General features: G+C 74.9%; 16 protein-coding genes. 11 read left to right on the top strand and 5 right to left on the bottom strand.

What is annotated here, in order from left to right:
* Positions 1–2 precede the first annotated feature (2 nt).
* From ABT123_RS11545 to ABT123_RS11565, 5 genes are read left to right on the top strand one after another with little or no spacing between them, the layout of a single operon-like run.
* Positions 3–3,380 (top strand): DUF4132 domain-containing protein, encoded by a 3,378-nt coding sequence (locus ABT123_RS11545; RefSeq protein ID WP_351312185.1) that lies wholly within the window; start codon positions 3–5, stop codon positions 3,378–3,380.
* Positions 3,377–4,492: an ATP-binding protein gene (locus tag ABT123_RS11550; RefSeq protein ID WP_351312187.1), complete on the top strand. Its 1,116-nt coding sequence runs from the start codon at positions 3,377–3,379 to the stop codon at positions 4,490–4,492. Before ABT123_RS11545 ends, ABT123_RS11550 begins: the two co-directional genes overlap by 4 nt.
* Entirely contained in the window at positions 4,492–7,089 is a 2,598-nt protein-coding gene (locus ABT123_RS11555; protein ID WP_351312189.1) for a DUF5682 family protein, read from the top strand. Before ABT123_RS11550 ends, ABT123_RS11555 begins: the two co-directional genes overlap by 1 nt.
* Positions 7,086–8,234 carry a VWA domain-containing protein gene (locus tag ABT123_RS11560; protein WP_351312190.1) on the top strand — a complete coding sequence of 383 codons (1,149 nt, stop codon included), beginning with the start codon at positions 7,086–7,088 and terminating at the stop codon, positions 8,232–8,234. The genes ABT123_RS11555 and ABT123_RS11560 overlap by 4 nt, the downstream gene beginning before the upstream one ends.
* Positions 8,231–10,477 carry a YehQ family protein gene (locus tag ABT123_RS11565; RefSeq protein ID WP_351312192.1) on the top strand — a complete coding sequence of 749 codons (2,247 nt, stop codon included), beginning with the start codon at positions 8,231–8,233 and terminating at the stop codon, positions 10,475–10,477. The genes ABT123_RS11560 and ABT123_RS11565 overlap by 4 nt, the downstream gene beginning before the upstream one ends.
* Here ABT123_RS11565 and ABT123_RS11570 read toward each other — a convergent pair.
* A complete protein-coding gene (locus ABT123_RS11570) occupies positions 10,444–10,773 on the bottom strand; it encodes a putative quinol monooxygenase (RefSeq protein WP_351312194.1) in 330 nt (109 codons plus the stop codon). The two genes, ABT123_RS11565 and ABT123_RS11570, sit on opposite strands and share 34 nt — an antisense overlap.
* A 109-nt stretch (positions 10,774–10,882) precedes the next feature.
* Here ABT123_RS11570 and ABT123_RS11575 point away from each other — a divergent pair, with 109 nt between their 5' ends.
* From ABT123_RS11575 to ABT123_RS11600, 6 genes are all read left to right on the top strand, one after another.
* A complete protein-coding gene (locus tag ABT123_RS11575) occupies positions 10,883–11,200 on the top strand; it encodes an ArsR/SmtB family transcription factor (protein ID WP_351312196.1) in 318 nt (105 codons plus the stop codon).
* A 28-nt stretch (positions 11,201–11,228) separates the two neighbouring features.
* Positions 11,229–12,779 carry a serine/threonine-protein kinase gene (locus ABT123_RS11580; RefSeq protein WP_351312198.1) on the top strand — a complete coding sequence of 517 codons (1,551 nt, stop codon included), beginning with the start codon at positions 11,229–11,231 and terminating at the stop codon, positions 12,777–12,779.
* Positions 12,780–12,840: 61 nt separating this feature from the next.
* The gene (locus ABT123_RS11585; protein WP_351312200.1) at positions 12,841–13,374 is read left to right on the top strand and encodes a GNAT family N-acetyltransferase; all 534 of its coding nucleotides are present in this window, start codon (positions 12,841–12,843) and stop codon (positions 13,372–13,374) included.
* Positions 13,375–13,523: 149 nt separating this feature from the next.
* Positions 13,524–13,901 (top strand): SH3 domain-containing protein, encoded by a 378-nt coding sequence (locus ABT123_RS11590; RefSeq protein WP_351312202.1) that lies wholly within the window; start codon positions 13,524–13,526, stop codon positions 13,899–13,901.
* A gap of 13 nt (positions 13,902–13,914) precedes the next feature.
* A complete protein-coding gene (locus tag ABT123_RS11595) occupies positions 13,915–14,148 on the top strand; it encodes a DUF6296 family protein (RefSeq protein WP_351312204.1) in 234 nt (77 codons plus the stop codon).
* 217 nt (positions 14,149–14,365) lie between these two features.
* Positions 14,366–14,752 (top strand): hypothetical protein, encoded by a 387-nt coding sequence (locus tag ABT123_RS11600; RefSeq protein ID WP_351312206.1) that lies wholly within the window; start codon positions 14,366–14,368, stop codon positions 14,750–14,752.
* A 10-nt stretch (positions 14,753–14,762) separates the two neighbouring features.
* On the opposite strand, the gene ABT123_RS11605 is transcribed toward ABT123_RS11600, so the two are convergent.
* From ABT123_RS11605 to ABT123_RS11620, 4 genes are all read right to left on the bottom strand, one after another.
* The gene (locus ABT123_RS11605) at positions 14,763–15,749 is read right to left on the bottom strand and encodes an NAD-dependent epimerase/dehydratase family protein (protein WP_351312208.1); all 987 of its coding nucleotides are present in this window, start codon (positions 15,747–15,749) and stop codon (positions 14,763–14,765) included.
* Positions 15,750–15,844: 95 nt separating this feature from the next.
* A complete protein-coding gene (locus ABT123_RS11610) occupies positions 15,845–17,461 on the bottom strand; it encodes a class I adenylate-forming enzyme family protein (RefSeq protein WP_351312210.1) in 1,617 nt (538 codons plus the stop codon).
* Positions 17,445–19,370 carry an ABC transporter ATP-binding protein gene (locus ABT123_RS11615; protein WP_351312212.1) on the bottom strand — a complete coding sequence of 642 codons (1,926 nt, stop codon included), beginning with the start codon at positions 19,368–19,370 and terminating at the stop codon, positions 17,445–17,447. The genes ABT123_RS11610 and ABT123_RS11615 overlap by 17 nt, the downstream gene beginning before the upstream one ends.
* Entirely contained in the window at positions 19,370–21,193 is a 1,824-nt protein-coding gene (locus tag ABT123_RS11620) for an ABC transporter ATP-binding protein (protein ID WP_351312214.1), read from the bottom strand. Before ABT123_RS11620 ends, ABT123_RS11615 begins: the two co-directional genes overlap by 1 nt.
* Positions 21,194–21,347 lie beyond the last annotated feature (154 nt).

A 21,347-nucleotide genomic window follows, 5' to 3' on the forward strand; every position in this document is an offset into this window, starting at 1 on the left:
CCGTGCAGCACCTGGAACACGTCGGAGAGGGCTCGACGGGAAGGGACGAGGACGTCCTCGTTCTGTCGGCGGCCTGGAAGCGGAATCTGCTGCCCCGGCGCGGCGGCACGCCCCGTGCGGTCACCGTCGCGGCCGACGCGGTCCGCCGCACCGGGGAGTGGCTCGCCGCCGACGCGGCGTACGTCGAGCGCACGCTCGCGGAGCCGACCAGCGACCGGGAGCTCGTCGAGGCCGCCCGCGCCCACCAGGACGGCACCGGCCCGAGCCCGCTCGGCGCCGCGGTGCTGGCCGCCATCACCCGGACCGAGGACGACCGCGGATCCCTCTACGCCGACGCCTGGATGCGGCAGTTCGGTGCGGTCTTCGCCGCCCGCGCCACCGTGGAGCTGGGCGAGCTGAGCGCCGAGTACACCGACCACGGCACCCGGTCCGTATCTCGGATCACCCGGCGCGCCGAGGACCACTCCGCGTGGCGGACGGTGAACAACCCGGCGGCGGCCCGGATGCGCGTCCTGCTGGCCGCGGCCGACGAGGACGACTACCGGGAGGCGGTGGCCGCGCTCGCCGACCACCGCCACAGCCCCCGCCGCCGCGTCACCGTCTCCTTCCTCGTCCCCACCGAGCAGGACTGGGTGGACGAGTGCTGCGCCGACCCGGCCACCCGCAACCACCGGGTCGAGGAGGTCCGGGCGATGCTGCTGAGCACGCTCGGCACCGCCGGGCAGGCGGACCTGCTGAACGCCGGTGGGCGCGGGTACAGCCTCGGCTGGCGCGGCTGGACCGCCGCCGTGGTCGCCACCGCGGCCGAAGGGCTCGGAAGTGCCCTGGCCCCGCTGCTGGAAGCCGAGCTGAAGGACCGCTACCACGACGCGGACACCGTCAAGTCGCTCTGCGAGGCCCTGGCCGAACTGCCGGGGGACGAAGCCTTCGGCTTCCTGCTGACCCGCATCGACCACCGGTCCGCGCGCGGTGCGCTGATGAACGCCCTCCGCAACTTCCCCGTACGGGCCCTGCGGATGCTCGCCGAGGCCGCGCAGGCCGCCCAGGACGCCGGTGCGGCGGGGAACTCGGCTCGGCGGCTGCTGGAGACCCATGTCGCCGCCCACCGTGAACTGGCCCTGGCCGTACTGCCGGAGCTGCCCGCCCCGGCCGCCGAGCTGGTCGGTGCGCTGGCCCGGCAGGAGGCCCGGCTGCCGGAGGCCGCCGTGGAGAGCCTGCCGCCGCTGCTCGTCAGCCCGCCGTGGACGCGCAAGCGCAAGGCGGTCAAGCCCAAGGTGGTGAGCGGGCTCACCGCCCCGGCCGGAGTCCGCGTCAGCTGGCAGCCGGGGGAGCGGGAGGAGTGGGCCGGCGCCGAGTCCGCCGTCACCGGCTGGACCCTGGACGGCGAGCTGGAGAAGCAGCTGGAGGAGCAGCGCAACGGCACCCTCAACGAGTGGCAGGCCCTCACCCTCTTCACCAAGGGCCCCGCCGAGCTGGTCCGGCCGCTGCTCACGGAATGGGACGGACCGTCCTGGTCCTACGACGGCCCGGAAACCTTCCGGCCCGTGATCGCCGCCCACGAAGAGGCTGCGTTCCGGTTGGCGAGGTCCATGGCGATCAGCCATCCGGCCACCATGGGCGGGCTGCTGATGCCCTTCCTGGAGCTGGGCGTCGTCCGCCGCCTCGCGGACTGGCTGGTCCGGCTCAAGGCCGCCGGCCGCACCGCCCACGCGTACTTCGTCCGCCACGGCGCCGACGCCGCCCGGCTGCTGATCCCCGACGCGGTCGGCAGCATCGCCTCGATGCGCACCGCGGCCGAGACCGCGCTGACCGTGATCGCCACCGCACACGGCCCCGAAGCGGTCCTGGAAGCCGCCGGGGAGTACGGTCCGGAGGCCGCCTCCGTCATCGAACTGCTGCTGTCCGCCGATCCGTTGGAGGCCGCGCTGCCGGCCCGGCTGCCCGTGGTCGGCGCCTGGGTGGAGCCGCACGCCCTGCCCCAGCTCAGGCTGGTCACCGGCGAGGCCCTGCCGGCGGATGCCACCCGGCACCTGCTGATGATGCTCGCCCTGTCGAAGCCGGACGCCCCCTACCCGGGCATCGCCGAGGTCCGGCCGCTGTTCGAGGCCGAGTCCCTGACGGAGTTCGCCTGGGCCCTGTTCGAGGAATGGCGGCTCGTCGGGATGCCCGCCAAGGAAGCCTGGACCCTGCACGCCCTCGGGTACCTCGGCGACGACGAGACGGTCCGCCGGCTCACCCCGCTGATCCGCCGCTGGCCCGGCGCCGGCGCCCACCAGCGCGCCGTGGACGGCCTCGACGTACTGGCCGCCATCGGCAGCGACACCGCACTGCTGAGCCTGCACGGCATCGCCCAGCGGGTGAAGTTCAAGGCCCTCAAGGCCCGGGCGGTGCAGAAGATCGACGAGGTGGCGGGGATCCTCGGGCTGACCGGCGAGCAGCTGTCGGACCGGCTGGTGCCCGATTTCGGGCTGGACGCCGAGGGCAGCACGGTCGTCGACTACGGCAGCCGCCGGTTCACCGTCGGCTTCGACGAGCAGCTCAAGCCGTACGTCCTCGACGAGACCGGCAAGCGGCTCAAGGACCTCCCCAAGCCCGGGGTCAAGGACGACGCGGAGCAGGCGCCCGCCGAGCGCAAGCGGTTCGCCGCACTGAAGAAGGACGTCCGGACGGTCGCCGCCGACCAGGTGCGCCGCCTGGAGGCCGCGATGGTCGCCCAACGCACGTGGACGGGAGCCGAGTTCCGGCAGCTGTTCGTCGAGCACCCCCTGGTGTGGCACCTGGCGCGGCGCCTGGTCTGGCTGGCCGGGCACGACGCCGCGGCCCCGGCCACCGCCTTCCGGGTCGCGGAGGACCGTACGTACGCGGACGTGGCGGACGAGACCGTCACCGTCGCCGCGGACGCCGTCGTCCGCCTCGCCCACCCGCTGCACCTGGGCGAGGCCCTGCCCGCCTGGTCGGAACTGTTCGCCGACTACGAGATCCTGCAGCCCTTCCGGCAGCTGGGGCGGCCGGTGGCGGCACCGACCGAGGAGGAGGCGGCCGGCTACCGGCTGACCCGCTTCGAGGGCATCACCGTCCCCGTCGGCCGGCTGCTGGGACTGACCAAGCGCGGCTGGGAGCGGGGCGTGCCGCAGGACGCCGGCGTCGAACGGTGGATCTCGCGGCGGCTGGGCCCCAAGCTCTTCCTGGTGATCGCCCTGGACATGGGCATCGCCGTCGGCATGGTCAACGAGTTCCCCGACCAGACGCTGCAGACGGTCTGGCTGGACACCCACCCCGGGGACCACTGGTCGCGCGGCGAATACCCCCTGAAGTTCGCCGATCTGGACCCGGTCCTGGCCTCCGAGGTGCTCACCGACCTCGCGGAGCTGACGGCATGACGAACCACCCGGCCGGCCCTGCCGTGCCCGACGAGACCCTGCAACGCCCGCCCGCCGAGGTCCGGTACGCGGCGGAACTCGCCGCGCTGCGGGCCGCCGACACCGACCCCCGGCCGCCCGGCTGGCACCTGAGTCTGCGGGCTGCCCGCCGGTTCATCACCGGCGACCCGGAAACGGGCATCGGGCGGAAGTTCGTGGGGGACACCGCCCTGGTGGAGCGGGCGCTGGTGACCCTGGCGACCAACCGCGGCCTGATGCTCGTCGGAGAGCCCGGCACAGCCAAATCCCTGCTGTCGGAGCTGATCGCGGCGGCGGTCAGCGGTGACTCCACCCTGGTGGTGCAGGGCGGCGCCGCCACCACCGAGGACCAGATCAAGTACTCCTGGAACTACGCCCTGCTGGTCTCCGAGGGCCCCTCCGCGCGCTCCCTGGTGCCCGCCCCGATGCTGCGCGGCATGCGCGAAGGGCTGCTCGTACGGTTCGAGGAGATCACCCGCTGCCCGCTGGAGGTCCAGGACTCGCTGCTGTCGCTGCTCTCCGAACGGGTGGTGGCCATCCCCGAACTGGCGGGCGCCGAGGGCATGGCCTTCGCCCGGCAGGGGTTCAACGTCATCGCCACCGCCAACACCCGCGACCGCGGGGTCAACGAGATGAGCGCCGCGCTCAAGCGCCGCTTCACCTTCGAGACCGTGTTCCCCATCGCCGACCTCGACACCGAGCTTGCGCTGGTGGAGACCGAGGCGAAGGCTCTGCTGGCGCGCTCCGGGGTGCCTGTGGCACCCGACCGGGACGTGCTGGAGGTGCTCGTCACCACCTTCCGCGAGCTGCGGTCCGGCGTCGCGCACGACGGCGCCGGCCTGGACCGGCTCTCGGCCGTGATGAGCACGGCCGAGGCCGTCTCGGTCGCCCACGCGGTGGGCGTGCGCGGCTGGTTCCTGCGCGGCGAGGCCGGCAGCGCCGCCGACGTGGTGACCTGCCTGGCGGGCACCGCCGCCAAGGACAACCCGGAGGACCTGGCCCGGCTGCGCCGGTACCTGGAACAGCGGGTGGCCCGCCGCAGCGGCGCCGGCTGGCGGGAGCTCCACGAAGCCCGCCATCTGCTGGCCCACTGATGCCGGCCACGTTCCTGGGCGTCCGCCACCACTCGCCGGCCTGCGCCCGCCTGGTCGCCCGGACGATCGCCGAACTCCGGCCGGCCCATGTGCTGATCGAAGGCCCCGCCGACCTGGGCGGCCGGCTGGACGAGCTGCTGCTGGGCCACGAGCTGCCCATCGCCGTGTTCAGCCACTACCGGGACACGGAGCGCTCGGCCACCTCCTGGACCCCGCTGTGCGACTACTCCCCGGAGTGGATCGCCCTCACCGAGGGGCGGGCGGCGGGCGCCCAGGTGCACTTCATCGACCTGCCCGCCTGGCACCCGGCGTTCGCCGAGCGCCCCAACCGGTACGCGGACGCCGAAGCCCGGTACGAGGAGGCGACCGCGCGGCTGTGCGCCCGCTTCGGAGTGGACTCCGTCGATGCGCTCTGGGACCGCCTGGCCGAGTCCGCCGAGCCGGAGGCCGAGGCGGGCCTCGCCGACCGACTGGCGGCGTACTTCGACCTGGTCCGCGGGGACACCGAGGCGGACCCGGCCGACCGGGCCCGCGAGGCGTACATGGCCCGCTGGATCCGAGCAGCCCTGTCCGACGCCGGCGACCGCCCCGTCCTGGTGGTAACCGGCGGCTTCCACCGCCCCGCGCTCATGACCCTGGCGGGCGCCGGCCCGGCGGACACAAGCGCGGCTGACCTGGGCCCGGCCCGCCCCGGCGCGGCTGACCCCAGTCCGGCGGATGCCGGTGGGGTGGCCCCAGGCCCGGGGGATCACCGCCCGGCGGGCGCCGGTGCGGGTGACGCGGGTCCGGGGGACCTGGGCCCGGCTGGCCCCGGCTTGGTGGACTCCGGCGAGGCTGACGCCTTTCCGGCGGGGCTCGGCCTGGCGAACCTTGGCCTGGGGGACCTTCGCCCCCCGGCGGACGCCGGTTGGCCGGAGGTGCCGGAGCCGCCTGCCGGGGCGCTTGCCGGGAGCTTTTTGGTGCCTTATTCCTTCCGGCAGTTGGACGCCTTTGCTGGCTACCAGTCCGGCATGCCCTCGCCGGGCTACCACCAGCGGCTCTGGGAGGACGGGCCGCAGGCGGCCGGCGAGGCGCTGGTCCGCGAGATCACCCGGCGGCTGCGCGACCGCGGCCGGCCGGTGAGCACGGCCGCGCTGATCGCCGCCCAGGCCGCCGCACAGGCACTGGCCGCCCTGCGCGGCCGGCCCCGGCCGGCCCGACTGGACCTGCTGGACGGCCTGGCCGGCGCCCTGATCGACGAAGCCCTGGACGAACCCCTGCCGTGGACCCGGCGCGGCCCGCTCCGCCCCGGCACCCATCCCGTCGTCGTGGAGATGGTCGCGGCGAGCTGCGGCGACCGGGTGGGGTGGCTGCACCCGGACACCCCGGTACCGCCATTGGTCCACGACGTGGGCGCCCGGCTCGCCGCCCTCGGCCTGGACGGTTCGGCCCCCGTGACGCTGCGGCTGACCGATCCCGCGGACCTGGAGCGCAGCCGGCTCCTGCACCGGCTGCGCGTCCTGGCCGTCCCCGGCCACCGCCGGGTGGCCGGCCCGGAGCACGGCGCCGACCCGGAGCTCACCGAACGCTGGGAGCCGGACACCGGGCCCGCCCGGGAGGCCGCCCTGATCGAGGCGGGCAGCTACGGCGCGACCCTCCAGGAAGCGGCGGCCGTCGCGCTGGACGAGCGGATGCGGGCGGCGGCCGGCGAGCCGGGCGCCCTGGCCGCCGTGCTGTTCGACGCCGTGGTGTGCGGTACCACCGCACTGGCCGGGCCGTTGCTGACCGCCCTCACGGCCGGCCTGGAGCGGTCCGCCGACCCCGGTCCACTGGGCACGGCCCTGCACACCGCGCTCGGCCTGTGGCGGCACGACCGGATCTACGGCGTCGCCGGAGACCCGCTGCTGGCGGCCTTCGTCGACGCCGCCGTCGGCCGGGTGCTGTGGCTGCTGGAAGGCGTGCACGGCACGGCGGACGCCGACCTGGGGCGGCTGCGCGCGCTGGCCGCCGTACGGGATGCGCTGCTGCACGCCGGCCCGCTGCTGCACGCCGGCCCGCTGCTCTCGCTGTCCCGACAGGCGGTGGTGGACGTGGCACGCCGGATCGTGGCGGATCCGGCGGCCCCCGCCGACCTGCGCGGGGCCGCGTTCGGCCTGTGCCGCTCCCTCGGCACCGGAGCAGACAGCACGGCCGCCGTCGCGGTCCGGGCGCTGGCCGCCGACACCTCCGCCCTCGGCGACTGGCTCGCCGGGCTGTTCGTGCTGGCCCGGGAGGAACTGACCGGACCGGGCCGGGACACCGGAACCGACCGGCTGATCGACGTCCTCGACGAGCTGGTCACCGCTCTGCCCGAGGACGACTTCCTGGGCGGACTGCCCGCGCTGCGCCAGGCGTTCGCCTTCTTCCCGCCCCGGGAGCGCGAGCAGATCGCCCGGGAACTCATCGAACGGCGCGGCCTGCGGGGATCCGCACGCTCGCTGCTGCGCACCACCGCGGACCCGCTGCTGATCGCGCGGGCCCGCCGACTGGAGGACACCGTGGGGCAGTTGTTGGACCGGTACGGCCTGACGGCCGCGGCGGACACCGCAACGGAGACCGCAACGGAGGCCGGGCGATGACCGAGGCACCCGCACCCGACCCCGGCCTGGAACGCTGGCGGCTGATCCTGGGCCGGCCCGCCGAGCACTGCACCGGCCCGCTCCACGACCGGGCCGCCGCCCGCGACGCGGCCCTGGACTGGCTCTACGGGCGAGACCCCGACCAGGCCGAACGCGGGATCCGGCCGGACCGGTCCGGCGGCCGGACCGGCGGCGACGGCGCCTCCACGGTCACCCCCGTGGACTGGCTCGAGGACATCCACCGGCTGTTCCCCAGGGAGACGGTCGAGCGGCTGGAGCGGGACGCCGTCGAACGCTACGAGATCCACGAGATCGTCACCGACCCGGCCGTACTGGAGCGGGTCGAGCCCAGCCCCACCCTGCTGCGCGCCGTGCTCCGCACCAAGCACCTGATGAACCCGGAGGTGCTGCGGCTGGCCCGGCGCCTGGTGGAGACCGTCGTCAAGCAACTGCTGGAACAACTGGCCCCGGAGATCCGGCGGTCCTTCACCGGAACCCGCTCGCGCCGCCCGAGCCGACTGGCCCAGGCCCGCAACTTCGACTTCCACGGCACCGTCCGGGCCAATCTGGCCCACTACCGGCCGGCCGAGCGGCGGCTGCTCATCGAGAAGCCCCGGTTCCATGCACGCACCCGGCCGCACCTGGAGCAGTGGCAGCTGATCCTGCTGGTCGACCAGTCCGGCTCGATGGCCGGATCCGTGATCCACTCGGCGGTCACCGCCGCCGCCCTGTGGGGCCTGCCGGGCCTGAAGACCCATCTGGTCGCCTTCGACACCAGCGTGGTGGACCTCACCGGCGAGGTGGACGATCCCGTCGAGGTGCTGATGCGCGTACAGCTGGGCGGCGGCACCGACATCGCCCGCGCCGTGGACTACGCCGCGGGCCTGGTCGACAACCCGCGGCGGGCCATCGTCGCGCTGGTCACCGACTTCTACGAGGGCGGGGACCCGTACCGGCTGGTCCGGACCGTACGGGCGCTGGCCGAACAGGGCACCACGGTGTTGGGGCTGGCCGCGCTCGACGAGGAGGCCGTACCGGCCTACGACCGGGAGCTGGCGCAGCGGCTGGCCGATGCGGGCGCCCAGGTGGGCGCCATGACACCGGGCGCACTGGCGGCGTTCGTCGCGGAGAGGCTGGGCCGGTGAACCGTGCGGATCTGCTGGCGCTGGACGCGGACACCCTGGCCGCCCTCGCCAACCGGGGCCTGGTCAAGCGGGCCGCGAAGGAACTCGACGGCGGGGCAGGAGCGGTGCCGGACCTGGCCGCGGACGCCACGCTGACCGGGCGGTTCCCGGACGGCACCGAGACCGTCCTGCCCCCGGGCACCGGCCTGGACGGCGGCAGCTGCACCTGCGGGGCGCCCGGCATCTGCCGGCACCTGGTGGGCGTGGTCCTGGCGTACCAGCGCCATGCGGCGGCGGCCCCGGACCCTCAGGCCGGAGCCGGAGCCGGAGCCGGAGCCGGAGCCGGAGCCGGAGCCGGAGCCGGAGCCGGAGCGGAGGCAGGGGGCGGGGCCGGGGCCGGATCCGGAGCGGAGGCTGGGGTCGGGGCCGAGGCGCGGGCCGGGGCCGAGGCGCGGGCCGGGGCCGAGGGGCGGGCCGGGGCCGAGGGGCGGGCCGGGGCGGCGCCGGGCGGCGATGCCGGCCCTTCCGCAGCCTCCCCGGAGGCGCCGTGGTCGCCCGCCGAGGTGGACGATGAGACGCTGACCACGGCCGTCGGCGCGCGGGCGCTGGCCGCCGCGCGGCGGACGCTGCGCCGGGGCTATGCCGCCCGCCTGCACCACCCGACCGCCGCCGAACCCGTCCCGCGCGCCGAACTGGCCACCTCGACCGTGCGGTTCCCGGTCCCCGGTGCGCTCGGCTACGCCCTCACCGACACCGCCGACGACCGCCGCGGCGAGGCCATCGCCCTCGCCGTCTGGGCGTTCCGCGCGGCAGCCGTGGCAGCCGCAGCCGCGGCGGACCCGGCCGATCCGCCCGCTCAGCTCGATGTCGGCGGCCCCGCCGGGTCCACCCCGGCCCGGGCCGGCGCACGACTGGCTGCGGCCCTCGACCTGGCCGAGGAGCTGCTGCTGGACGGCGCCGCGCATGCCGGACCGGTGCTGGACGCGGCCCTGCGCGGGGTCCGTGACACCCTTGCCGCGGACGGCCTGCACTGGCCGGCCGACGTACTGGGCGAACTGGCGGAGCTGCTGGCCGACTACACCGCCCGCGGCGCCCGCTACCGGCCCGAACGCCACGCCCTGCTGCTCGCCGAACTCCACGCCCGCCACCGCGCGGCCCTGCACGAGGGCGCCACCCCGGCCTCCCCGGTCCTGGGCACCGGCGAGCCGGGCAGTACCCCCTTGCGCCGGGTCCGGCTCACCGCCCTGGGCTGCCGGATCTCGGGCGGAGCCCGGGAACGCACCGCCCAGGTGTACTTCGCGCACGGCGCCGCCGGGGTCGCGCTGGTGCTGCGCCGCCGCTGGGAGCTCCCCCCGGACGGCGCCCGGCCGACCGCGCACGCGCTGGCCGGCCGCCGTATCGCCGGTGCCTCGCTCGCGGCGCTGGCCACCGCCAACGTGGTCAGCGAGAACGCCTCCCGTACGGCGGGCGGCACGGTCACCCTGGGCACCGGCCGGCTGGCGGGCACCAGCGTCACCCCGGTCGGCTCCGCCTGGGCCGAGCTCCCCGAGCCGCTGCTGGTCGGCGACTTCGCCGCGCATGCGGAACGGCTGCGCCGGCTGCCGCCGCAGCTGATCCGCCCGCGGGTGGCGGCCGATTCGGTACGGGTGGTGGCCGTCCACACGGTGGAGGACCTGGGCTACCACCCGGCGGAACAGCGGCTGGAGGCCACCGTCCGGGATGCGCACGGCCACAGGGCGACCCTCGCCGCGCCGTACAACCCGTACGGACCGGGCGGGCTGGACGCGCTCGCCGCGGCGCTGGAGCCGGGCGACGGCGGGGTCCGGCTGGTCAGCGCCTTCGTACGCGCCGCCCCGCGGGGCGGACTCCTGATCGACCCGATCGCGGTGCTGACCCCCGGTGGCGTGGTCGTGCCCGACCTGGCGGCCGGCTCCGGCCGCCAGGACCCGGGCCCGTCCGGCCCGCCCGTCGCGGACCCGATCGCGGACGCCCTCGGAATCGCCCTGACCGCCCTCGCCCAGGCGGCCCACCGCGGACTGCGCCACCTCGGCGCGGGGGAGCGGGACCGGCTGGCGGAGGCGACGACGGCACTGTCCCGGACCGGCCTGGCCATGGCCGCCGGGCGGCTCCGGGCCCTGGTGCAGGCCCTCGCCGGGGACTCCCGCCGGGCCGCGGCCACGGCATGGGTGGACGCCCAGCTGTACGTGCTGACCGCGGCCGAACTGTCCGATCAGGACGCGACGGGCGCGGGCTCCGGCCGGTAGGGGCTGTGCATGGTGAGGAAGCGGACCTCGAGGTCCGACTCCAGGTAGTCCATGCGCCGCTCCTGGAAGTCCCGGATGTGCGGCAGCGCGAGATGGGCGTCGAGATCGGCCCGGGAGCGCCAGGCCTCGTAGAAGACGAAGAGGCCGGGCTCGTCCCGGTCTTCGTGGACGTGGTACTCCAGGCATCCCGATTCCCGCCGGGTCGGCTCCACGAAGGAGAGGAGCAGCTGCTTGAGCTCCGCGGCGCGTTCGGGCCGGGGGCGGGCGGTGCCGACGAGCGTGAACGGCTGGGCCATGGGGCCACCTCCTGGGTAGGTACCATCATTTTCGTACCTTCCGGACGCTAGTCTGCTCATAGGTACGATGCAAGCCGTACCTTGAAGAGGTGTGAAGGGAGGAGTCGGGATGCCCGACGAAGAGGGCCATCCGGCCCTGGAGGAGATCCGGCTCGGCCCGGTGCTCTCCGCGCTGGCCGATCCGCACCGACGGCGCGTGGTGCGCGTCCTGGCGGCCGAACCCGAGGGAACGGCCCGGACCTGCAGCTCATTCGGCCTGCCGGTCTCCAAGGCGACCCTGACGCACCACTTCCGGGTGCTCCGCGAAGCCGGACTGATCCGCCAGGTCTCCCGGGGCAACAGCCGGATGGCCGGCCTGCGCCGGGCGGAACTCGAGGAGCTCTTCCCCGGCCTGCTGGCCATCGTGGCCGCCGAGCCGGAAGCCTGAGAGGCGGGCCCGAAGCGCGGACGACGAGGTGCTGGCGCGCCCGGTCGCCGTCAAGACCCTGCACCCGGCGCTGCTGGAGGACGGTGCGTTCGCCACCCGCTTCCGGCGCGAGGCCCAACTCCTTGCCGCGCTCAGCCACCCCGGCATCGTGGACGTCCACGACTATGCGGAGAGCGACGGCGAGGACCGCGTCGCGTACATCGTGATGGAACTCATCGACGGACAGCCGATCGACGAGGTGCTCGCCGAGAGCGGACCGATGCCGGCCGAGCGGGCGCTCGGCATCCTCGCCCAGGCGCTGGACGCCCTGCACGCCGCGCACCGGCGGGACATCGTGCACCGCGACCTCAAGCCGTCCAACCTGATGCTCCGGGCCGACGGCCAGGTGGCGGTAGCCGACTTCGGGATCGCGCGGGCCCTGGCCAGCACCAAGATCACCGCTTCCCACGAGGTGCTCGGCACCGCGCTCTACATGGCGCCCGAACAGGCCGAGGGCAAGGCCGCCGCCCCGGCCGGTGACCTCTACTCGATCGGTGTCGTCTGCTACGAACTGCTCACCGGAGAGCGGCCGTTCACCGGGGAGAGCGTCCTCGAGGTGGCGCTCAAGCACATCCGGGAGCCGGCCCCGGAGCTGCCGGACCGGTTCCCCGCGCCGGTACGCGAGTTCGTCGCCACCGCGCTGGCCAAGGAGCCCGAGGGCCGCTTCCCGGACGCCGCCGCCGTCGCCCCCGTACGGAAGGACGACGGCACGCCCGAGCCCCCGGTGGTGGCCGCGGTCGCGCCCGGGCGGACTGAGGCCCCGCGCCGGTCACGGCGCGCCATCTTGGTGCCCATCGTCATCCCGGTGGTCATCACCGCCGGGGCGAGCACGGTCCTGCTCATCGACCGGAGCCCCTACGGAGCCGAGGCGAAGGCACCCGGCCCCGGGCAGTCCGTCGCGGCCCCCGCCGGTGCGTCACAGGCCGGCACCGGCCCCACCCCCGCACCCGGGGCCACCCTCCCGCCGGGCACCGGCAACCAGCCGGTGAACCCGGGCCCCGGTGGGGCGGTCGGCGGAGCAGCCGCAGGCGGCGCGGGCGGCCCGGGCGCTGCCACCCCGCCGGCCGGCTCCACCACGCCCGCGGCCCCGCCCGCCGCCAAGCCCAGCTCCGGCGGGCCGGCCCCCAAGCCCGCCAAGCCCCAGGGCTGCGGCGGCACGAACTGGGGCTACATCGTCAACGTCGGAGACGGCCTCAAGCTCGGCCTGGCCAAGGACGGCCTGGCCGGCGGTACCGCCGTCGTGATGGGCGGGGCGACCGCCTACGGCTGGGTGCACACGGTCCCGAGCAGCTGGCACGCGTTCAACCCGTGCAATATGGACAGCCCGGCGCTCGTCCAGGAAACGGACGGCAGGGTGGCCCTGTCGAGCGGCTTCAGCGTCCTGCACAACTGGAGCGTGACCGCCGCGAGCCGGCCGGGCGCCTATCACCTCAAGGACTACATGGGCCAGCAGTGCCTCACCGGCAACGGCGCCGGCCGGCAGGTCACCATGAAGGCCTGCACCCCCGGCAACAAGGCACAGGAGTGGAAGATCCCCTGAGCCCCGGCCCCGGCCCCGGCCCCGGTACGGCTCCGCGCCCCGGCCCGGCGACAATGGGCCCATGACCGAGATCCTGACCCCCCGCCTCCTGCTGCGCCAGTGGCAGGAGGACGACCTGATGCCGATGTCCGAGATCAACGCCGATCCGGCGGTGATGCAGTGGATCGGCGACGGATCGGTGCTCGATCTCGAGCAGACCGCCGACGCGCTGGAGCGCTGGGAAGAGGAATGGGACGACGAGGGCTTCGGCCTGTTCGCCGTGGAGCTGCTCGGCTCGGGTGAGCTGATCGGCTTCACCGGGCTGTCCGTACCGCACTTCCTGCCCGAGGTGCTGCCTGCCGTGGAAGCCGGGTGGCGGCTGGGACGGCAGTTCTGGGGCCAGGGATACGCCTCCGAGGCGGCCCAGGCCGTACTGGAATGGGGCCTTCAGGACCGCGGTCTGGAGCATGTGATCAGCATCTGCCGCGCGGGCAACACGGCATCGGAGAACGTCGCGCACAAGCTCGGCATGGCGCTGGAACGCGAGACGACCCACCCGGAGTACGGAACTCCGCTGAACGTCTACGGCATCGACCTGACCGAGTACGTGGGCTGACCGGCCTGACAGGGCCGTTCGGCGGACTGCGGGGTGTGTCCCCGCCGGGCCCGCCGGTCCTCGCGCGCGTCGGGAGGATAGTCGGTGCGGGCGGCCGGCGACCCGGCCGCCCGCAGGACGAGCCGAGGCGACGGGCGGGAGAGCGGCCGATGGTGAAGCAGGCAGTGACGGTGTGCGCGGTGGCGGCCACCCTGTTGCTCGGGCCGGCCGGGACGGCCGGCTGGGCGTCGGGGGACGGTGACGGCGACCGCCGGGGCCGTCCCGCCACCGCCAAGGACGGCATCGACGGGCCCGTCTCCCACCCGGTCGGAGTTGTCGTCACCACCTCGCCCCTGCACGTACGCGCCAGGCCCTCGCTCCACTCCGAGGTCGTCAAGACCCTCCAGCCCCACCAGCGGCTCCTGCTCGGCTGCCAGACCCGCGGCACCTGGGTGGACGGCAATCCCGTCTGGTACCGGCTCTACGGCATCCACGGCTGGGTATCGGCCCGCTTTGTCCACAACCACCAGCTCGTCGCGCCCTGCTGAGGGGGCGCCGCACATGACGACGAAGCGGTACGAACTGGTCTTCCCCGACGGCCCCGACACCGCCGGGGACACGGTGGAGGTCTCCGACACCGGCCAGACGGGTCCGGGCGGCCATCCCGTCTACGCCGATGCCACCGGCATCGTCCGGGCGGAGATCAGCGACCGCGGCGAGGTCCGCATCCTCCCGACGGGCGGCGGCCAGGAAGCCGCCCACGGAGTCCGCGCCCGCCCGCTCCCCGACGCCTAGGTGGCCGCCACTGGCTGCGTACGGACTTCCAGCCCGCCCTGTAGCGCGCTGTCCACCTGGAAACGGGACGGGGGGCCGATAGTGGGGCGGTGGGCAACGGGTCGGAGGAAGCAGGGCGGGATGAGGCCGGAGCGGGCGGAGCGGATGGCACCGCCTGGTCGGGCCGGGCAAGGTCGCCGGCCACGCCGCCCGGCTGCTGGGAGCGCGGGTGCTCGGCGTGGACACCTCACCCGAGATGCTCGGGCTGGCCCGCCGGCTGCTGCGCCCCGGCGCCCCGCTGGTGCTGCTGGCCACCGACCCCGCCTGCAGCGGCACCGAGTACGCCTCGCTGAGGATCGGCGAGCCGGGCGCGGTGTACGGGCCGGGCGAGCCGTTCACCGTACGCCTGCGCCGCACCGACGGCTCCTGGGCGGAGATGCGCAACCACGCCCGGCCCGTGGACCTGTTGCCCGCCCTGCTGGAGCGCGCCGGGTTCGGGGAGGTCGTCCGGCACCGGCCGACCTTCGACGAGGCCCTCGCCGACCCCGACCTCGTCCGCAGCCGCCCGTGGACGGCCGAGCGGGCCCGCCCGCCCCTGGTGGTCACCACCGCCACGGCGACCTGAGGCCCGGGCCTCACCCCAGCGCGTCCAGGAGTTCGCGTTCGCGGCCGGCGCTCAGACCCGCCCGGCGGGGCCGGTCCAGCCCTTCCGACCGCTCCCAGTGCAGCAGGTCCGCCAGCAGCTCCGCGCGCGGCCGGTGCCGCAGCCCGGCCGCGCGCGCCGCGGCGCCGCTGCGGTCGCTGAAGCCGGCCCAGTCGGGGTCGGCCACCCACATCGCGAGGGATTCCTCGCCCATGAACCAGCCGACTCCCTGCCCGAGCAGCCAGTCCGTCCCGGCCGTGACCACCGGCCCGGTGTGCCCGCCGATCTCCCGCGACAGCGCGACCCATTCCCCGAACGGTACCGTCGGACCGACCGCGTCATAGGTGCCGGTCGTCCGCTGCTCCGCGCAGTCGAGCAGCCACGCCGCCAGATCCCGCACGTCGACCACCTGCGTCGGCACGCCGGGGGAGTCCGGTACCAGCAGCGGGGCCGAGGGCTCGCGGGCCGCGCGGCCCACCCAGTACCCGGTGCGGCAACTGTGGTCGCCGGGCCCGCCGATCAGTCCGGCCCGCGCGATCAGCAGGCGGTCGCCCACCGCGGCCGTCGCGGCGTACTCGCAGGCCACCTTGGCCTCCCCGTACTCCTCCCGGCCGAGCTCGTCGCCCTCGGCCGCCGGGAGCAGGCCGGCCGACTCGTCCGCGCCCGGCTGGGCGTGCGAGGCGTAGGCGCTGACCGAGGACACGTACGTCCAGTGGGCCGCCCGGGCGCCGAGCGCCGCCAGCGCCCCGCGGACGAACCCCGGCTGCCAGGACACCTCCACGACGGCGTCCCAGTCCCGGTCCGCCACGCCTTCGTACGCCGACGCGGCCCGGCGGTCCGCCGCGACCAGCCGGGCGCCCTCGGCGGTTCCGCCGCTCTCTCCGCGGGCCAGGCAGGTCACCCGGTGCCCCCGGGCCAGCGCCTGCCGCGCGATCTCGCGCCCCAACCATGCCGTTCCGCCGAGTATCAGAATCTCCATCTGCCCATCCGAACACGGGCGGTGGCCCGATGCGCCCCCGGTTCACGCACGGCGCACAGCCCGCCTGCGGCCCGTGGTGCGGACGGCGGCCCGCGTCAGGGGCCGGACTCGCGGGCCACCGCGGCCCGGCGGACCTTGCCCAGAGCGCTCCTGGGCAGCGAGGCGACGAACTCGATGCGCCCCGGCACCTGGTGCGGCAGCAGCCGGTCGCGGCAGTGTGCGGTGAGCTCCGCCGGGCCGAGCCCGTCGCGGGGCACCACGGCGGCCCGCACCCGCTCGCTCGTCCCGCCCACCGCCTCGCCCCATACCACCGCCTCGGCGACTGCCGGGTGGGCCAGCAGCACCCGCTCGACCTCGGTGGGATTGACCTTCTTGCCGCCCACGTTGATGAACGAGTCCTTGCGCCCGACCAGATGCAGCCGCCCCTCGGCGTCGGTGCGGGCCAGGTCCCCCGTCACGTACCAGCCGTCGCGGAAGGCCTGCGCGGTGGCGCCGGGCCGGTCCAGGTAGTGGCTGAACATCGCGGGGGTACGCACCTGGAGGCTGCCCGTGGCGCCGAGCGGCACGGGCCGGCCCGCCTCGTCCAGCAGCCGGACCCGCACCCCCCGCACCGGCCGTCCCACCCCGGGCTCGGGCCCGCCCCCGTCGCCCTCGTGTCCATGGTCCCGGGGTGTCTGCGCGGCGATCACCCCGGCCTCGGTGCTGCCGTAGACCTCGCACACGTCCCGGCCGCAGTGCTCGCGGAAGCGGTCGGCCACTGCGGCGGGCAGCGGGGCGCCGGAGGACAGGCACAGCCGCAGCGCCTCGGGCAGCGCGGGCTGCCCGGCGGTGGGCGCGGCGGCCGAGCGGGCCAGCAGGTCGTAGGCCAGCGGAGTGCCCACCAGCACCGTGCAGGCGTGGTCGTGCAGGGCCCGCAGCAGGCGGGCCGGCACGAACCGGCCCAGCAGCACCAGTTGCGCCCTCGAGAACAGGGCGGTGACCAGTCCCGCGACCATGCCGAAGGAGTGCAGCAGCGGGACGGCGGCCAGCACGCGGTCGGCCGGGGTGATGCCGTAGGTGTGGGCGTAGATCTCCCCGCCGTGCACCAGATTGCGCTGGGAGTGCACGGCGGCCTTGGGCTCGCCGGTCGACCCGGAGGTGTACGGGTACAGGAACGGCGCGTCCGGCTCCGGCTCGGGCGGCAGCGGCGGCCCGTCGGGCGCGGCGCCCGGCGCGGGGCGGGCGAGCAGCTCCTCGACGGACACCAGGCCGCCGCCCTGCCAGTGGCCGCGGGCCCCGGCGTCGCCGGTGCGCAGGGCGCGCAGCTTCGCCTCGTGGCCGATGAGGGTCAGCGGGCCCAACTGCCCGCGCAGAGCGAGCAGTTGGGGCGCGCCCACATCCGGCTCCAGGGGCACCAGGCGCAGCCCGGCGCGGGCCGCGGCCAGGAAGGCCACGGCGCACTCCAGGGTGTTCTCGAAGAGCAGGCCCGCTGTGGCTGTGCCCGTGCCGATGCCCGCGCCCGCGCCGATGCCCGGGTCGGCGGCGGCACCGGCGAGGTCGGGCGCCGCGGTGTGCGCCGGCAGCTGCCGCGCCGCCGCCAGCACCCGCTCCCGCAGCCCGGCGAAGGTGACCGCCTGGTCCCCGTGGCGCACCGCGACGGCCTCGGGGCGGCTCTGCGCCGCCCGGCGCACCAGCTCCCACAGGGTGCCCGGGTCCTCAGCCCCTGACGACATCGACCGCTCCTTCCTCCGGCGCGGAGCTGCGCCCCTGCACCACGGCGTCGGCCGGCGCTTCGTCGGCCGGATCGAGATCGGGCCGCTGGTGGCGGAAGTACCGCTCGTACAGTTGGCTGTAGGCGCCGCCGCGGCCGAGCAGCGTGGCGTGGTCGCCCTGTTCGATCAGCCGCCCGCCGTCGACGACGACGATCCGGTCGGCCTTGCGTACGGTCGGCAGGCGGTGTGCCACCACCACGGTGGTGCGCCCGGCCGCGAGCGTGTCCAGGCCCTCCTGGATCTGGGCCTCGGTCAGCGGGTCGATGCTGGCGGTGGCCTCGTCAAGGACGAGGACCGGGGCGTCCTGGAGGAAGACCCGGGCCAGGGCGATGATCTGCCGCTGTCCCGTAGACAGATTGCGCCCGCCCTCGTCGGTGGCGGTGTCCAGCCCCTGCGGCAGCTGCGCCAGCCAGTCGCCGCCGGCGACGGCGCGGGCGGCGGCCTCGACCGCGGCCCGGTCTGCGCCCGGGCGGCCCAGGGCGATGTTCTCCGCGACGGTCCCGGAGAAGAGGAACGGCGTCTGGGTGACCACCCCCAGGCACCGCCGGTACTGGTCCAGGTCCATGGTCCGTACGTCCTGGCCGTCGGCCAAGATGCTGCCCTCCTGGAATTCGTACGCGCGGGTCAGCAGCCGCACCAGACTGGACTTGCCGGCGCCCGTGTGCCCGACCAGCGCCACGCTCTCGCCCGCGGCGATCCTCAGGTCGATGCCCTGGAGCACCGGCCGGTCGGCGTGGTAGCCGAAGGAAACCCCGCGCAGCTCCAGCTCGCCGCGCAGCCGCGGCACGGGCCGGTTTCCGGTCTGCCGTACCGCGCTCTCGCGGTCGACCAGCGAGAAGATCCGCTCGCCGGCAGCCAGCCCCTGCTGGAGCTGGTTCCAGAAGGAGGCGATGCTGGTCAGCGGGGACCAGAACAGGGCCAGCGCCTCGAGGAACAGCACCCATTCGCCGGCCGAGAGCGCGCCCGAGTCCACGAACTGCCCTCCCAGCAGCACCACCGCGACCGTACCCAGGCCGGTCAGCGAGATCAGCAGCGGGAAGACGCCGCTGAAGAGCCGGTTGAGCCGCACGCTGGCCGTGAACCAGCGCCCGTTGACCTCCCGCAGCCCCTCTTCGGCCGCCCGCTCGCCGCGGTGGTTGCGCGCCACGGCGATGCCCCGCAGGGTCTCGTGGACATAGCCGCCGACCTCGGCCAGGGCCCGCTGCTGCGCCAACGAGGCGAGGCGCGCCCGGCTGCGGAAGGCGAGGCTGACGGCCACGATCACGGCGGCCACGGCGGCGGTGACCAGCGCCAGCGGCACATGGATCAGGAACAGTGCCGCCATCAGCAGTACCACCATCAGCACCTGGCCCAGCAGCGAGAGCACCATGGTCAGGAGCGCGGCGAAGGCCTGGGTGTCGTTGGTGACCCGACTGACCAGGGCGCCGGTGGGATGGGTGTCGTAGAAGGCCATGTCCTGGCGGGTGGCCGCGTGGAAGGCGTCCTCGCGCAGCTTCAGCACCACATCGCCGACCAGCGTGCCGGTCAGGTGCTGCTGGAGGAAGGTGAACAGCCAGGCCGCCGTGCCCGCCAGCAGGATCGCCGCCACCAGCCAGGTCACCGTGCTCCCTGAGCCGTCGGCCACGGCCCGGTCCACGGTACGGGCGAGCAGCACGGGCACCGCGCTGCCGGCGACCGCGGCCACCACCACGGCCGCGGTCACGAATGCCACCACCGCCCCGCGCCCCCGGAAGTACGGGGTGATCCGGCGCACCAACTGCCGGTCGCCGTAGCGGCGGTCGACGCCGCCGGCCCCCGGGGGCCCCTCGGGCCCGTACGCGTCATCGCCCTGCGGCTCCTCCGGCAGGATGCCGTCCAGCAGGTGCGCCATCAGTGGGTGCCTCCGTTCGTGTAGGGCGCGAAGATCCGGCGGTAGAACGCGCAGTCCTGCAGCAGCTGTTCATGGCTGCCCTGGCCGACGATCCGGCCGCGGTCGAGGACGAGGATGTGGTCGGCCGCCCGGATCCGGGACAGCCTCGGGGTGATCAGGAAGGTGGTGCGCCCGGCCGCGGCCCGCCGCATCGCCAGCTGCAGCTCGTGCTCGGTGACGCTGTCGACGGCGCTGGTCGCGTCGTCGACGGCCAGGATGCGCGGATCGGTCACCAGCGCCCGCCCGATGGCCAGGCGTTGGCGCTGCCCGCCGGAGAGCGTCATTCCGCGCTCCCCGACCAGGGTGTCGTAGCCGTCGGCGCCCGCCATGATGAACTCGTGCGCCTGGGCGGTACGGGCCGCCTCCTCCAGGCGCGCCCGGTCGACGTCCGGGCCCGCGCCGAAGGCCAGGTTCTCGGCGATGGTGCGGGAGAACAGCACCACGTCCTGCTCGATCACCGCGATCTGCGCGCGCAGGGAGGCCGGGTCCCAGGCGGCGCAGTCCACGCCGTCGATCAGGACCCGCCCCTCGTCGGGTGTGTAGGTGCGGTTGAGCAGCTGGAGGAGCGTCGACTTGCCGCTTCCCGTGGACCCGACCACCGCCACCGTGCTGCCCGGTGCGACGCGAAAGCTCACATTGCGCAGCACCGGTGAGGAGCTCTCGTACCCAAAGGTGACGTTCTCCATCACCACCTCTCCGGTGATGCGCGCCGTGTGGCCTCCCTCGCGCTCGTCCTCGCCCTCCCGGTCATTGATGATCTCCAGGATGCGCTCCGCCCCGGACAGCCCGAAGTAGATGAGCCCGATGCTGAAGGAGGCGAGCTGGGTGGGGGCCCGCAGGGTTCCCATCAGGCCCAGTACGGCGACCAGTTCGCCGACGCTGAGCGAGCCGGCCCGCAGCAGGTGGACGGCGTGCAGGAGGGTGCCGGCCGTGGCCAGCGTCAGCAGCAGCGGCGGGAGGGACAGGGCCTGGGCGTGCGCCTGGCGCACGGCGGCGTCCCGGTACTCGGCGGCCAGCCGGTTGAAGCGCCCGCGTTCCTGGCCGGCGCCGCCGGTGGACTCGACCACCTCGATCCCGTCCAGGCTCTCGGTGGCCTGGGCGGTCATCGCACCGAAGCGCTCCCGGGTGAGGTCCGAGACCGGCTCCAGCCGCCGGCCGTGTTCCCACAGGGCCAGGGCGAAGAACAGGACGAACAGACCGGGGGACAGCAGCAGGCGCGGGTCGATCAGGGCGATGAAGACCAGCGGCATGGCGATGTTGAGCGTCAGGTCGACGGCCATGTCGAAGCCGGGCGACACCATCAGGTTGAGCGCCTCGGCGTCCCCGGTGGCGCGCGCCGAGAGGTCTCCGGTGCGGTGCCGGTTGAAGAAGCCCTGCCGCTTGCGCAGCAGGCTGGCGAAGACCCCGGCCCGCGCGTCCCGTTCGAGGCCGCTGGCGAAAGTCTCCAGGCTGTAGGTGGCGGCGATGCCGCACACCCCGCGGACCAGGACCAGTAGAAGCAGCCCCGCGGTCACGGCGTGGAAGGTGCCCATGTCGGGCCCTGCCCCGCCGTCCTTCAGGACGGCGTCGAAGGCGAGTCCGACGACGAGTGGGACGGCCGCGGTCAGCGACTGCCAGAACAGGCTGCCGAGCAGGTGGGTGGTGATGTACCAGCGGTAGCGCCGCAGGTGGGAGCGCAGCCAGCGGCTCACGGTCTGCGGGATCTCGGAATTCCGGGCGGTCCCGGCTAATTTCTCGCTGTGCGTCTCAGTGTGCTTCTCAGCGTGTTTCTCGGTTTTTTCCATGCAGGCATCCACGGCAGTCGGAATTTATGGTCGGGCGCGCCGTGGGATGGAAGGTACTCGTTTTTCGAGAAAAACGCACCCGGCCGACCGGTGTCCGGTTTGTGCGTAAATAAGCGGGGTGGCCGAATCTTGCCGCCACCTGGTTGTTGCACAT

The sequence above is a fragment of the Streptomyces sp. NPDC002054 genome (assembly GCF_040296685.1).
GTDB lineage: Bacteria > Actinomycetota > Actinomycetes > Streptomycetales > Streptomycetaceae > Streptomyces.

Bases quoted from the DNA above. Each gene is read 5' to 3' on its own strand.
- ABT123_RS11550 (WP_351312187.1), top strand. From the start codon at position 3,377: ATGACGAACCACCCGGCCGGCCCTGCCGTGCCCGACGAGACCCTGCAA.
- ABT123_RS11555 (WP_351312189.1), top strand. From the start codon at position 4,492: ATGCCGGCCACGTTCCTGGGCGTCCGCCACCACTCGCCGGCCTGCGCC.
- ABT123_RS11560 (WP_351312190.1), top strand. From the start codon at position 7,086: ATGACCGAGGCACCCGCACCCGACCCCGGCCTGGAACGCTGGCGGCTG.
- ABT123_RS11570 (WP_351312194.1), bottom strand. From the start codon at position 10,773: ATGGCCCAGCCGTTCACGCTCGTCGGCACCGCCCGCCCCCGGCCCGAA.
- ABT123_RS11575 (WP_351312196.1), top strand. From the start codon at position 10,883: ATGCCCGACGAAGAGGGCCATCCGGCCCTGGAGGAGATCCGGCTCGGC.
- ABT123_RS11585 (WP_351312200.1), top strand. From the start codon at position 12,841: ATGACCGAGATCCTGACCCCCCGCCTCCTGCTGCGCCAGTGGCAGGAG.
- ABT123_RS11590 (WP_351312202.1), top strand. From the start codon at position 13,524: ATGGTGAAGCAGGCAGTGACGGTGTGCGCGGTGGCGGCCACCCTGTTG.
- ABT123_RS11595 (WP_351312204.1), top strand. From the start codon at position 13,915: ATGACGACGAAGCGGTACGAACTGGTCTTCCCCGACGGCCCCGACACC.
- ABT123_RS11605 (WP_351312208.1), bottom strand. From the start codon at position 15,749: ATGGAGATTCTGATACTCGGCGGAACGGCATGGTTGGGGCGCGAGATC.
- ABT123_RS11610 (WP_351312210.1), bottom strand. From the start codon at position 17,461: ATGTCGTCAGGGGCTGAGGACCCGGGCACCCTGTGGGAGCTGGTGCGC.
- ABT123_RS11615 (WP_351312212.1), bottom strand. From the start codon at position 19,370: ATGGCGCACCTGCTGGACGGCATCCTGCCGGAGGAGCCGCAGGGCGAT.
- ABT123_RS11620 (WP_351312214.1), bottom strand. From the start codon at position 21,193: ATGGAAAAAACCGAGAAACACGCTGAGAAGCACACTGAGACGCACAGC.